The sequence below is a fragment of the Phyllobacterium sp. 628 genome, from assembly GCF_014189505.1.
Taxonomy (GTDB): domain Bacteria; phylum Pseudomonadota; class Alphaproteobacteria; order Rhizobiales; family Rhizobiaceae; genus Phyllobacterium.
Genome location: NZ_CP050301.1, coordinates 942,904 through 956,286, shown reverse-complemented (window position 1 = coordinate 956,286; position 13,383 = coordinate 942,904). Strand labels below are relative to the sequence as shown.

Annotated in this window: 12 protein-coding genes; 4 read left to right on the top strand and 8 right to left on the bottom strand. The window is 56.7% G+C overall.

The genetic code is table 11. From position 1 onward, the window contains the following. Nucleotides 1-54: 54 nt before the first annotated feature. The 3 genes from HB779_RS06285 to xylF all read right to left on the bottom strand — a co-directional run bounded on the left by HB779_RS06285 (nt 55) and on the right by xylF (nt 3,282). Nucleotides 55-834 carry an ATP-binding cassette domain-containing protein gene (locus HB779_RS06285; protein ID WP_188344913.1) on the bottom strand — a complete coding sequence of 260 codons (780 nt, stop codon included), beginning with the start codon at nt 832-834 and terminating at the stop codon, nt 55-57. Between the two features lie 13 nt (nt 835-847). Continuing rightward, entirely contained in the window at nt 848-2,155 is a 1,308-nt protein-coding gene (locus HB779_RS06280; protein WP_188344912.1) for a sugar ABC transporter permease, read from the bottom strand. Nucleotides 2,156-2,241: 86 nt separating this feature from the next. Beyond that, nucleotides 2,242-3,282: a D-xylose ABC transporter substrate-binding protein gene (gene xylF / locus HB779_RS06275; protein ID WP_188344911.1), complete on the bottom strand. Its 1,041-nt coding sequence runs from the start codon at nt 3,280-3,282 to the stop codon at nt 2,242-2,244. Nucleotides 3,283-3,495: 213 nt separating this feature from the next. Between xylF and HB779_RS06270 the strand changes: the two genes are divergently transcribed. The 3 genes from HB779_RS06270 to xylA are packed head-to-tail and all read left to right on the top strand — an operon-like array spanning nt 3,496 to nt 7,526. Further along, on the top strand, nt 3,496-4,740 hold the full coding sequence (locus HB779_RS06270; protein WP_188344910.1) for an ROK family transcriptional regulator: 1,245 nt from the start codon (nt 3,496-3,498) through the stop codon (nt 4,738-4,740). 24 nt (nt 4,741-4,764) lie between these two features. Next, nucleotides 4,765-6,219 (top strand): xylulokinase, encoded by a 1,455-nt coding sequence (gene xylB / locus HB779_RS06265; RefSeq protein ID WP_188344909.1) that lies wholly within the window; start codon nt 4,765-4,767, stop codon nt 6,217-6,219. After that, a complete protein-coding gene (gene xylA, locus HB779_RS06260) occupies nt 6,216-7,526 on the top strand; it encodes a xylose isomerase (protein WP_188344908.1) in 1,311 nt (436 codons plus the stop codon). The genes xylB and xylA overlap by 4 nt, the downstream gene beginning before the upstream one ends. A 196-nt stretch (nt 7,527-7,722) precedes the next feature. Here xylA and HB779_RS06255 read toward each other — a convergent pair whose 3' ends face one another. Further along, nucleotides 7,723-8,472, bottom strand: a complete 750-nt coding sequence (locus HB779_RS06255) for an SDR family NAD(P)-dependent oxidoreductase (RefSeq protein ID WP_182548190.1) — start codon at nt 8,470-8,472, stop codon at nt 7,723-7,725. A gap of 116 nt (nt 8,473-8,588) precedes the next feature. Between HB779_RS06255 and glpK the strand changes: the two genes are divergently transcribed. After that, nucleotides 8,589-10,079, top strand: a complete 1,491-nt coding sequence (glpK, locus tag HB779_RS06250; RefSeq protein WP_188344907.1) for a glycerol kinase GlpK — start codon at nt 8,589-8,591, stop codon at nt 10,077-10,079. Nucleotides 10,080-10,106: 27 nt separating this feature from the next. On the opposite strand, the gene HB779_RS06245 is transcribed toward glpK, so the two are convergent. The 4 genes from HB779_RS06245 to HB779_RS06230 form a co-directional block, all read right to left on the bottom strand. Continuing rightward, nucleotides 10,107-10,877, bottom strand: a complete 771-nt coding sequence (locus HB779_RS06245) for an amino acid ABC transporter ATP-binding protein (RefSeq protein WP_188344906.1) — start codon at nt 10,875-10,877, stop codon at nt 10,107-10,109. Nucleotides 10,878-10,889: 12 nt separating this feature from the next. Beyond that, on the bottom strand, nt 10,890-11,552 hold the full coding sequence (locus HB779_RS06240; protein WP_188344905.1) for an amino acid ABC transporter permease: 663 nt from the start codon (nt 11,550-11,552) through the stop codon (nt 10,890-10,892). Nucleotides 11,553-11,556: 4 nt separating this feature from the next. Further along, nucleotides 11,557-12,219 (bottom strand): amino acid ABC transporter permease, encoded by a 663-nt coding sequence (locus HB779_RS06235; protein ID WP_188344904.1) that lies wholly within the window; start codon nt 12,217-12,219, stop codon nt 11,557-11,559. A 63-nt stretch (nt 12,220-12,282) separates the two neighbouring features. Beyond that, nucleotides 12,283-13,128, bottom strand: coding sequence for a transporter substrate-binding domain-containing protein (locus HB779_RS06230; protein WP_188344903.1), 846 nt, complete (start codon nt 13,126-13,128; stop codon nt 12,283-12,285). Nucleotides 13,129-13,383: the final 255 nt, after the last annotated feature.

Sequence of the window (13,383 nt, the reverse complement as noted above, 5' to 3'; positions counted from 1 at the left end):
ATAAAACGCAAACAGCCCCGCAAGGGGCTGCTCAATCTCTCAGCGAACTGATTTTTAGTTCACCGCACCCGGCCCCGGAATAGCGCCGGGTGGGCATTTTCCAAGAATGATCATGCCGAGCACTTCATCTTCGGTGACGTCGCCGACCTTAGCGGTACCAACAACCTGACCGTTCTTCATCACGGCCACACGGTCTGCCAGATGGAAGACATCGTGAATGTCGTGGCTGATGAGGAAGATACCGATGCCTTCACTTTTCAGCTGTTTGATCAACTCGCCAACCTGTGCCGTTTCCTGCGGACCCAGTGCGGCCGTCGGCTCATCCATGATCAGGATGCGGGCGTTGAACAGGATCGCCCGGGCAATTGCGACAGACTGGCGCTGCCCACCGGAGAGCGCCTTGACCGGGTCCTTAAAGCGCTGGAAGCGCGGGTTAAGGCGCCCCATTACTTCGCGGGCGCTGTGCTCCATGGCAACGTCGTCAAGCGTGCCCCATGGCGTCATCAACTCGCGGCCGAGATAGAGATTGGCAGCCGTATCGACATTGTCTGCCAAAGCCAGCGTCTGGTAGATCGTCTCGATGCCGTAAGCTTTGGCATCGCGCGGGTTGCTGATGGAAGCTTCTTCTCCATTGACCTTGATCGTGCCGCCATCGCGTTTGTAGGCGCCGGAGAGGATCTTGATCAGCGTGGATTTTCCCGCACCGTTGTGGCCAAGCAAGGCCACGACTTCGCCGGGGAAAAGATTGATCGAAGCACCATCGACCGCGCGGATACCGCCGAATGCGATCGAGATATTGTCCATGTCGATGAGAGGCGTCTGTGTGTTGGTCATGATCGTTCCTCCCTCAAGCTGCACGGCGGCGATAGACCGTGTCGAGCCAGACAGCGATCACAAGTACAATACCGACAACGATGTTTTGCAGCGGCGTATCAAGGCCAAGCAGCACCATGCCGGAGCTCAAAGACTGCATGAGCAGCGCACCGATCATGGCACCGGCAATGGTGCCGACGCCGCCAGCCAGCGATGTTCCGCCAATAACAGCAGCAGCAATGGTGAGAAGCTCGTCGAGCGTACCCAGCGCATTGGTTGCGGAGTTAAGGCGCGCTGTCGAGATCGCGCCGGCAATGGCGCAGAGAATGCCCATGATGATGAAAATCTTCATGGTGACCCAGCGCGTATTGATACCGGCAAGATCGGCAGCTTCCGGATTGCCGCCCATGGCGAAGACATAGCGGCCAAAACGGGTGCGTGTCGTCACGAATGTCATGATGATGCCGGTTGCCACTGCAATCAGCACCGGAATGGCGATACCATAGGAGATAAACAGGCCGCTATCCGGGATGGTGATGTTGTTGGTTTCGGCATATTTGCGCACGATACCGATCGGCCAGTAATAGGCGTCGGCCAGCGCTACGGCGCCGAGCACCAGGCCACAGCTGATGGCAGCCATGAACACTTCGGCCCAGACAGGACGGCGCGGGAAGTTGAAGCGCTTACGCTGGCGGCGGCTGTTGACCACCATGATGATGATGGCAATGCAGGCTATGATGGCGACAACCCAACTCCACATGGCTCCAATCGAGCCTTCGGGGCCGCCACCCATGAGGCGGAAGGTGGAGTCCATCGGCGCAACTGTGCGGCCTGACGTGACCATCCAGGCAGCACCGCGCCAAACGAGAAGACCGCCGAGAGTGACGATGAAGGCAGGCACGCCAAGAAAAGCGATAACAAAGCCCTGGAAGCCGCCGATAACAGCACCGATGATAATACCGGCAATCAACGATACGATCCAGGTCGTGGGATGCTCGAAGCCGATGAGCTGAGGCAGGATTTCAGCCTGCAGAACGCCCATGATCATACCGACAAAGCCCAGAATAGAGCCGACCGACAGATCGATGTTGCGGGTAACGATGATCAGCACCATGCCTGTCGCCATGACGGCAATGGATGATGTCTGCACCGAGAGATTCCACAGATTGCGCGGCGTAAGGAACTGGCCCCCGGAGAAAATCTGGAATGCGACCCAGATGATAACCAGCGCGCCGACCATGCCGAGAAGGCGGGTATCGAGTTCCGTGGCTTTGAAGAAGCGGGCGACAAAACCAAGCTCGGAGGCGCGGGCCCGGTCAATGCTGACTGCCGGATCACTCATTTTTTTCTCCCCAGTTTCAGGTTCTTTTTAAAACGCCGCTGATCCAGTGGACCAGCGGCGCTCAACATCAGCAGATTATCGCGAGCTTACTTGCAGGCGGCGACTGAGCCAGCCTTGACGCCCTGGCAAACAACGTCCTTCTTCACCCAACCGGCGTCGATAATGACGTTGAGGTTGTCCTTGGTGATGGGAACCGGCGTCAGGAATACGGCATTGACTTCAACCTTTTTCGCGCCGCCATTAAACTTCTGGACATGCGGAATTTCGGTCATCTTCTTGCCATCGGCGAGCGCAGCAGCAATGCCGGCTGCTTCCTTGCCGAGTTCACGCGAGTCTTTCCAGATCGAACCGGTCTGGGTTCCCAGTGCGATGCGGTTCAAGGCGGCAAAGTCGGCATCCTGACCGGAAACAGGAACTGTACCGGCAAGACCCTGTGCCTGCAGGGCAGCAATCGCACCGCCGGCTGTGCCATCATTGGCCGCAACGACAGCATCGATCTTGTTGTCGTTTTTGGTCAGGAACTGTTCCATGTTCTTCTGCGCATTGGCTGGCAGCCAGCCATCGGTGTAGGCTTCGCCGACATTCTTGATCTTGCCGGATGCGATGGCATCTTTCAGAACTTCCTGAGCACCGGAGAAAAGGAAATCAGCATTCGGATCAGCCGAGCTGCCCTTGATGAAAGCGTAATTGCCTTCCGGCTTCACAGCCAGAACGCCGCGCGCCTGCATACGGCCCACTTCCTTGTTGTCGAAGGTAATGTAGAACGCATCCTTATTTTCGATCAGGCGGTCATAACCGACGACCGGAATGCCTTCAGCCACGGCCTTTTCAACAGCCGGTCCAATCGCGCTGGAATCCTGCGCGAGAATGATCAGCGCATTCGCGCCCTGTGAGATCAGGCTTTCAACGTCGGTCAGCTGCTTGGAAGCGGAAGACTGCGCATCAGCGGAAATATACTTGTCGCCATTGGCTTCGAGCGCCTTCTTGATCGCGGCTTCGTCGGTCTTCCAGCGTTCTTCCTGAAAATTCGACCACGACACGCCAATGATTTTGTCTTTCGCCAGCGCAGGGCCCGCCAAAGAGACAGCAAGAACAGCGCCCGCCAAAGCGGTTGCAACTTTTTTCATGGTATTCCTCCCAGTGCACATGGCACGTTAATCCCGTTAGATGTTTGACCTTTCACCTCCGGTCCAACACCCAAAGCCTTTTATTTCGAGGCTCGAAAAAAATAGTGACTTAAATTGATTTCCATGTCAACATGGAATCTGATCTGTTAAGTTATTGCATTGCAACAATATTTTTGCATCGCATCAAAAAAGATTTCGGGAGGAGATCCTTTGTTGATAGATGAGATTGCCCGGCCGGACGATGTCCGGCGACAGAATCGCAGGCTTGTACTCGGCGCCTTGCGCCGTCACGAACTGCTCTCACGAACTGATATTGTTGCGCAGACGGGGCTCAGCGCTTCGACGGTTTCCGCCATCACAACGGCGCTGATCGCCGAGGGAATTATCAGCGAAAGCCGCGATGGCGACGTGGCCGCAAAAAGCCGGGGGCGCCCGCAGGTTGCGCTGACACTGAACCCCGAGATCGCAACCATTGCCACGGTCGAACTGGCACTCAATCTCGTCCACACAGTGTTGTTCAACTACAAAGGCCAAGTGATTTGCGAGGAGATCCGCCGGGTTCCGACGTTGGATGCGACCACGGATGATCTACTACGTGCTGTCAGCGAAATGCTCGACGCCGTGCTGGCGAATATGCCGTCCAACGCGGGTAAACTCATGCATATTTCCATGGGCGTGCAGGGCGTGACCGATGCCGCCAGCGCCACCATGCTGTGGTCGCCGATTACTCCTGACAGCAATGTGGCATTCGGCGAAACGCTGTCGAACAGATATGGCGTCAGTGTCTCGGTGGCCAATGATTGCAGCATGATTGCCGAAGCACTGCGCTGGATCGACCCTGACCATTACGCGGACGATTTTGCTGCGATCCTGCTGTCGCATGGTATCGGCATGGGGCTCTATCTCAAAGGCAAGCCGTTCCTCGGCGTCCAGTCATCGGGTGCCGAGTTCGGGCATATGCTGCATGAGCCGAATGGTGCGCTGTGCCGCTGCGGACGCCATGGGTGCATCGAGGCCTATGCCAGCGACTATGCCATTTTGCGCCGGACATCCGGCGAGGATGAAACCGCGCCGCCGCTGCAGGATGTCGATGCTGCAACGTTTAACGATGTGGCTAATCGCGCGCGGGCCGGCGAAGGCGCAGAACGTGAGGCTTTCCGCAAGGCTGGACAAGCCATTGGTTCCGGCCTGCGCAGTCTGTTCTCGCTGATCGATCCCGTTCCGATTGCATTTGTTGGTCCGGGAGCCGGTGTGTTCGATCTCATTGAAACCGACCTGCGGGAAATCGTCTCCGGCACTACCGGCTGGGGCGGCGTTCCCGATCTCAACATTCGCTGTTATCCGGACGAGCATCCTCTCATCCTGCAGGGCTGCATGATGACATCGCTTCTCCATCTCGACACACAGCTTTTCGCCCCCGGCGATCTCCGTGATGCGCCGCTGCGGCGCGCGATCTAGCCAAGCACTTCAGAAGGGTTTTCCATGTATCTCGGTCTCGATTTAGGCACATCCGGCGTCAAGGCGCTGTTGATTGACGAGGATCAAAACGTCATTGGTTCCGGCACCGGAACGCTGGACGTCACACGCCCCCATTCAGGCTGGTCCGAGCAGGACCCGGCACATTGGATACGCGCCACGGAAGATGCAGTTGCTGCACTCAAAGCCAGTCACCCCAAAAAGCTGGCGGCCGTGAAGGGCATTGGCCTTTCCGGTCAGATGCATGGTGCAACGCTTCTTGATGGCGACGACAAGGTGCTTCGGCCCTGCATGCTGTGGAACGACACACGCAGCCACGTCGAAGCCGCCGAACTCGACAGCAACCCGATTTTCCGCGCACTGAGCGGCAATATCGTCTTTCCGGGATTCACCGCGCCGAAAGTGGTCTGGGTCAAGAATAACGAACCCGAGATTTTCGCCAAACTGCGCAAAGTGCTGCTGCCGAAAGACTATCTGCGGCTATGGCTGACAGGCGAGCACGTTTCCGAAATGTCAGACGCCGCAGGTACATCCTGGCTCGACGTGGGCAAACGCGACTGGTCGGACGACCTGCTCAACGCATCGGGACTTGATGCAAGCTATATGCCATCCCTCGTCGAGGGCACCGATGTATCAGGCAGCCTCAAAGCCGGTCTCGCATCGCGCTGGGGCATGGGCAGTCAGGTCGTTGTGGCCGGTGGCGCCGGGGACAATGCGGCTTCCGCCTGTGGTATGGGCACGGTTGCGGAGGGCCACGCCTTTGTTTCGCTCGGCACTTCGGGCGTGCTTTTCGCCGCCAACAATGCCTATCTGCCAAACCCCGCAAGCGCGGTTCACACCTTCTGCCACGCCCTGCCCGGCACATGGCACCAGATGGGCGTGATCCTGTCGGCAACCGATGCGCTCAACTGGTATGCGGGTATTACAGCACGCAAACCCGCAGAACTAACCGATGAGCTTGGCGACAGTTTGCGTGCACCGTCCGGTGTGACCTTCCTGCCCTATCTCTCAGGCGAGCGCACGCCGCTCAACGATTCGGCAATTCGCGGCTCCTTCTACGGACTGGAGCACTCGAGTGACCGGGCGAGCCTGACACAGGCTGTGCTCGAGGGCGTTGCCTTTGCGTTTCGGGACTGCCTGCATGCCCTTGCCACCGCTGGCACCAGACTTGACCGCGTCACGGCCGTTGGTGGCGGGTCACGTTCCATCTATTGGCTTAAAACCATTGCGACCGCGCTCAATATCCCCGTCGATGTTCCCGCAGACGGCGACTTTGGCGCAGCGTTCGGTGCGGCACGGCTTGGACTCATTGCAGCGGAAAAAGCTGATCCCCGCGCCATCTGCGCGGCACCCGCAACCGAAAAGACTGTTGAACCAGACACACGGCTTACGGCCGATTTCGACGCCGCCTACCGGCGCTACCACAACCTCTATCCAGCATTAAAAGGAGTTCAATCATGAGCAGCGGATTTTTTGGTGATATCAAACCGATCAAATATGAAGGGCCGGACAGCACCAATCCGCTTGCCTATCGCTTCTACAATCCGGAGGAATTAATCAACGGCAAGCGCATGGAAGACCATCTGCGCTTTGCCGTCGCTTACTGGCATTCATTCACCTGGCCGGGCGGTGATCCCTTCGGTGGCCAGACCTTCGAGCGCCCATGGTTTAACGAGACAATGGCTGGCGCAAAACTCAAGGCCGATGTGGCTTTCGAGATGTTCTCGCTGCTGGGTGCACCATATTTCTGCTTCCACGATGCCGATGTGCGCCCGGAAGGTGAAACACTGGCCGAGAGCAATAAGCGCCTTTACGAAATTGCCGACTATTTTGCCGGTAAGATGGAAACGACTGGTACCAAGCTTCTTTGGGGCACAGCCAATCTCTTTTCCAATCGCCGCTTCATGTCTGGCGCTGCAACCAATCCTGATCCCGATGTCTTTGCCTATGCGGCAGCGACAGTCAAAACCTGTATTGATGTGACGCAGAAGCTCAAGGGCGAGAATTATGTGCTGTGGGGCGGCCGCGAAGGCTATGAAACTCTGCTTAACACCGACATGAAACGCGAACTCGACCAGATGGGCCGGTTCCTCAGCCTCGTTGTTGAATACAAGCACAAGATCGGCTTCAAGGGTGCGATCCTGATTGAACCGAAGCCGCAGGAACCGACCAAGCATCAGTATGATTATGATGCGGCGACGGTTTATGGCTTCCTCAAGCGTTTTGGCCTTGAAAACGAGGTGAAGGTCAATCTGGAACAGGGCCACGCCATTCTTGCCGGCCATTCGTTCGAGCATGAACTGGCAACCGCTGCGGCGCTGGGTATTTTCGGCTCCATCGACATGAACCGCAATGATTACCAGTCCGGCTGGGACACGGATCAGTTCCCCAACAATGTGCCTGAAGTGGCTCTGGCTTATTACGAAATTCTCAAGGCGGGCGGCTTCACGACGGGCGGCACGAATTTCGACTCCAAGCTGCGTCGCCAGTCACTTGATCCGCAGGATCTGCTGATTGCTCATGTTGGCGGCATGGATACGTGCGCACGGGGCCTGAAAGCCGCTGCCAAGATGCTTGATGACAAGGTCATTACCGGCTTCGTCGATGAGCGCTATGCGGGCTGGGCAAAGCCCGAAGCACAGGCCATGCTCTCCGGCAAACTATCGCTGGAAGACATTGCCAAGCATGTGGAAGACAAGAAGATCCAGCCGCAGCCGCGTTCCGGCCGGCAGGAATATCTGGAGAATGTCGTTAACCGGTATGTTTGAATGAGAGGGGGTGCTTCACCCCCCTCTGCCCTATCGGGCATCTCCCCCGCAAGGGGGAGATCACATTGACAGGAACGCTTTCGCACAATCGGAAATATTTGAAGTTTCGCGAAGACAGCTATGCAGGCTGATCTCCCCCTTGCGGGGGAGATGGCGACAGCCCAGAGGGGGGTTAAAGAACTAACCCCTTTCAATATCAGACGTGCTGACCGCCATTAATGTGGATTTCCGAGCCAGTCACATAGGATGATGCTTCGGAACACAGGAAATAGATCGTCTCGGCAACCTCTGCGGTTTTGCCGAGACGGCGCAGCGGCAGATGCTCCACAAGCTTGTCGGTGCCCGGTGAGAGGATCGCCGTGTCGATCTCGCCCGGGGCAATTGCGTTGACGCGAATGCCGTGCGGACCGAAATCCGACGCCATTTCCCGGGTCAGTGAGGCAAGCGCTGCCTTTGACGTGGCATAGGCTGTCCCTGCGAAGGGATGCACGCGGCTTCCGGCAATGGATGTCACATTGACGATCGAGCCTTTCCCGGCGGCCAGTTCGTTGAACAGGCCGCGCGCCAGCATGATCGGCGCAAAAAAATTCACCTGAAACACTGTCGCCCATGTATGCATCGGCGTCTCGATCGAATCGAGACGGTCTCCGCCGGTGTTCTTGGGCGAGATACCGGCATTGTTGATCAAGGCGTGCAGCTTGCCGCCTTCGACTTCCAGCCGCTGGCGGATTTCAGAGACCGCGTGATCGACATCAGCCTGATCAGCCAGATCGACCTTGATGTGATCATCAGGACCGGCTGGCCATGGGCAATCATCGGAAAAATCCTGCCGCGAGCAGGTGATGACACGCCACCCGGCGCGGGAAAACCGTTTGACCGTCGCATGACCGATACCGCGGCTTGCGCCAGTCAGAACAAGGACTTTGCGTGCTTCATCGCTACTCATGGGAATTCTCCGTTTGAAGAGCCATAGAACAACCGCCACAGAAAGGGAACTGATTGTGTTTTCATTTGATCCGCCGGAGCGAAGCAAATATCGTGGCCGCAATTTGAGGGGGAAGCATGAACGGATATATTCTCGCGATCGATCAGGGTACCACGTCGAGCCGCGCTATCATCTTTGACAAGAACCGCAAGGTCGTCGGGAAAAGCCAACAGGAATTCACGCAGATTTACCCGCAATCCGGCTGGGTGGAACATGACCCGGAGGAAATCTGGCAATCCGTTCTGAGCACCTGCCAGATTGCTGTTGAAAATGCCAAGATACAGGCGGGCGATGTGGCTGCCATCGGCATCACCAACCAGCGGGAAACGGTAGTGGTGTGGGATAAGGCAACCGGCAAGCCCATCCACAACGCCATTGTCTGGCAGGACCGGCGCACCGCTTCAGTTTGCCAGAAACTGAAGAAACAGGGCCTAGAAAAGAAATTCACCAAAAAGACCGGCTTACTGCTCGACCCCTATTTTTCCGGGACCAAGCTCGCGTGGATTCTCGACAAGGTGCCCGGCGCGCGCAAACGTGCCGTCAATGGGGAATTGCTGTTCGGCACAATCGACAGTTTCCTGATCTGGCGTCTGACCGGCGGCAAAGTGCATGCCACCGATGCGACCAATGCGTCCCGCACACTGCTCTTCAATATTGCGACGAACGAATGGGATGACGAACTGCTCGACATCCTGCGGGTTCCGCGCGCCATGCTGCCCGACGTCAAGGATTGCGCTGCCAACTACGGTTCGGCCGAGGCCTCGTTGCTTGGCGCTGACATCCCCATTCTCGGGGTTGCCGGTGACCAGCATGCGGCAACCATCGGGCAGGCCTGTTTTGAGCCTGGCATGTTCAAATCCACCTATGGCACGGGGTGCTTTGCCATTCTCAACACCGGCAGCGATATGGTGCTATCGAAGAACCGGCTCCTGACAACCATCGCCTACAGGCTCAACGGCAAGACAACCTATGCGCTGGAAGGCTCTATTTTCATCGCCGGTGCGGCGGTGCAGTGGCTGCGCGACGGATTGAAGATTATCGGATCGGCGCCAGAAACCGGTAAGCTCGCCGATCAAGCCGATCCGAGCCAGAATGTCTATCTGGTGCCTGCCTTTGTCGGTCTTGGTGCGCCACATTGGGACGCCGAAGCGCGCGGCGCAATCTATGGCCTGACGCGCAATTCCGGCCCGGCAGAATTTGCCCGTGCAGCGCTGGAAGCCGTGGCCTATCAGACGCGCGATCTGCTGGACGCCATGCGCAAGGACTGGAAAGCATCCGATACCAAAACGGTTTTGCGCGTCGATGGTGGCATGGTGGCTTCCGACTGGACGATGCAGCGGCTGGCCGACATTCTCGATGCGCCGGTGGATCGTCCGACCATCCTTGAGACGACGGCGCTTGGCGCTGCATGGCTGGCCGGGTCGAAGGCGGGTATCTGGCCCAACCGGCGTGAATTTTCCAAGACATGGGAACGCGACATGCGGTTTACACCCGTGATGGACGAGAAAACGCGCAAAGCCAAAATCGCCGGATGGAAGATTGCCGTGAAGCGGACGCTGACGAATTAGCAACGCACATGGAGCAGAATCCGGTTTTCAGGCGAAGCTCGATGTTTTCAAAAACTCGGCCAGACGCTCGCTCTTGGGTTTGTGGAACATATCGCGCGGATTTCCTTCTTCGCCGATAAGTCCCTGATTCATGAAGATCACTCGATTGGACACTTCGTATGCAAATCGCATCTCGTGGGTGACAAGCAGCATGCTCATCCCATCCTGTGCCAGAGTCTTGATCACCTGCAACACCTCGTTCACAAGCTCCGGATCGAGCGCCGAGGTGACTTCATCGAAGAGCATCAGCCGTGGATTCATGGCAATGGCACGGGCGATGGCAACACGCTGCTGCTGACCGCCGGACAATTGCCCCGGAAAATGATCTGCACGGGAAAGCAGTCCCACACGGTCCAGCCATCTTTCTGAAATGGCGCGTGCCTCGTCCCTGCTTAGCTTCTTCACCTTGATCAGGCCGAGCATCACATTGTGAACGGCGCTCATATGCGGGAAGAGATTGAACTGCTGGAAGGCCATGCCCGTCAGGGCGCGCTGGCGTGCGATCTCTTTTTCTTTCTTGCGCCTGCGCTGCGTGCCGGCCATTTCATAGCCGATTTCTTCACCATCGATGCTGATCGAGCCGGTCTGAAACTCTTCCAGCATGTTGATACAGCGCAGCATGGTGGTTTTGCCAGATCCGCTTGAACCGATAATGCTGACCACGTCACCCTGCTCCATGGTGCAATCGACGCCTTTCAGGACTTCGACATCGCCGTAGCTTTTATGCAGGCCCCGGATTTCGAGAAGATTGTTTGACATCCCGGAATCCCCTTAGGACGGAACCGCGATCTTGCGTTCGACGTAGCGGCCGAAACGCTCAATGGCGTAGTTGACGGTGAAATAGAGAAAACCCGCGAAGAAATAGAATTCGAGGCTCATGAAAGTTCTGGAAATGAGTTCCTGCGTGCGAAGCAGCAATTCAGCAACGCCGATAATGGAGAGCAATGTCGACGCCTTGACCATTTCAGCCGCCGTATTGACCCAGGCAGGCAAAACCTGACGAAGCGCTTGGGGACCGAGCACATAGGCGAACGTCTGGGAAAATGTGAGACCGATGGCCTTGGCCGCTTCCGTTTGCCCCTTGGGTATGGATTGCAGGGCACCCCGTACAATTTCACCCACATGCGAGCTGCAGAAAACAGCGAGGGCAAGTATGCCGGCCTGAAACGGCCCGAGATCGAGGCCGATGGTACCCAGCACATAATAACTTGCAAGAACCAGCACCAGCACCGGCGTTCCCCGGACGAAATCCGTGTAGCCGCGTACAATCCAGCGCACCGGCGCCTTGGCATAGGTCAAGGCCAGACCAACGGCTATCCCGATTAGCGTGCCGCAACAGATCGCCAAAAAAGAAATGGAAAGCGTAACGCCGATCCCTTTGAGGATAGGCCAACGTGCAAGCCAGAGAACATCCAGAAAATGCAAAATATCCATCACATCACCTCGGCAAAGCCAGATGGCGTTCCAGCGTGCGCATCAACGCAGCGAGGATCGAACAGGTAAAGACATAAAGGCAGCTTGCAACCATCCAGGTTTCGATCACCCGGAACGTTTCGACATTGATCTTGCGGGTTTCGAACGTCAGTTCCGGCACGGCAATGGCCGCTGCCAGCGACGTGTCCTTGAAGAGCGAGATAATCGTGCTGCTCAGGGAAGGCAGGATATTGCGGAACATCAGTGGTGCGATGATCGATGTGCGTATCTGCATTTCCGTCAGACCAATGGCGAGACCGGCTTCGCGCAATCCTGATGGAATCGACAACAGGCCCGATCGAAACACCTCCGCCAGGTAGGCACCCGAATAGACAGCCAGCGTGAAGACGAAACTTTCGATCTTGCCAAGACGCAAACCCCATTGCGGAAGCGCGAAATAGGTAAACAGCACGAGAACAAGGATTGGCGTGTTGCGGATGATGGAGACATAGATTCCGGCCGGACGCCTTATAAGTCCATTTTTGGAGGTCAGGGCAAAGGCTGTACACAGTCCAATGACCGCACCAATGAGAATGGCACCAAACGCAAGGGCAAGACTAAGCGCCAGCCCCAGCAGCAAATCGTCGAAGCTGCGCCAGACGGCAGCGAAGTTCAGCGTGTAACCCATGGAATGCCTGCCATCGAAAACCGGGAAAGGCGGCCCCGGACTGTTCCGGAGCCGCAGGGGTGATCACTTGTATTCGACGGGGAAGCCGATCTGGGGAGGCGTCAGGTCCTTGCCAAACCATGTCTTGAATGATTTCGCGTAAGTATCGAACTCGACGCCAGTCATGGCTTCATGCAGGGATGTATTGACGAAATTTAGCCAGTCCTGGTCGCCGCGTTTCACGCCGCAGGCATAGGTTTGCGGGTTCCAGCCGTAGCCAGCATCCTTGTAGCGGCCCTGGTTCTGGGTCATGTACCAGGCCAGTGATGACTGGTCCGTGGCAACCGCATCGGCCCGCCCGGATTCAAGTGCCTGATAGATCAGATCGACAGAGTCATACTGATCGACCTTGGCGTCCGGCAGGGCTGCATGGACCATGGACTCGGCATAGACATTCTGCAGCACCGAGATTGTCACCGAAGAACCGGCCGCTTTAAGAGCGGCATAATCGGCATATTTGCCGTCGGCCTTCAGCATGAGCCCGACGCCTTCCCGGTAATAAGGTATGGTGAAGGCAATCTGCTGTGCTCTTTCACCTGTCACTGTCATGAACTGGCAGGTGATATCCACCTTGTTCGTCGTGATGTTTGGAATTCGTGCATCGGAGGACTGATTGACGAACTCTACCTTGCTGGGATCGTTGAACAGCGCCTTCGCGATAATGCGGCCCATATCGATATCAAAGCCCTGCAACGTGTCGTCGGCACCCTTGAAATGCCACGGCGCATTGGTGCTTCCCGTGCCGAGAACCAGATGGCCTCGCGCCAAAACTTCATCAAGCTTGCTCTTGTTTTCCTGCGCGAGCGCCTGGCTCGATAGCTGTGCGACAAGCACGGCCACAGCGACCGTTACATAAAATTGTCTGGACATTCTGGTTCCCCTATTCGTCAAGCGAATATTGTACATTGATCCATTATTATAGAATATAATATCTAATAATGGATTTCAGAATAGGATAACAACCTCCACAACTTGTCAAGCGGCATTTGAATTGCCGCAAATATGCCCGGCGCTCACGCTTGAACAGCGGACAGCTATCCTGCTTTAAGGCTTGTGTTTTCTTATGATTGGCAAACATGGGCGTGCGACGGTTTGGGCGGCCCGATCAGCGCGCAATTTGCGCAC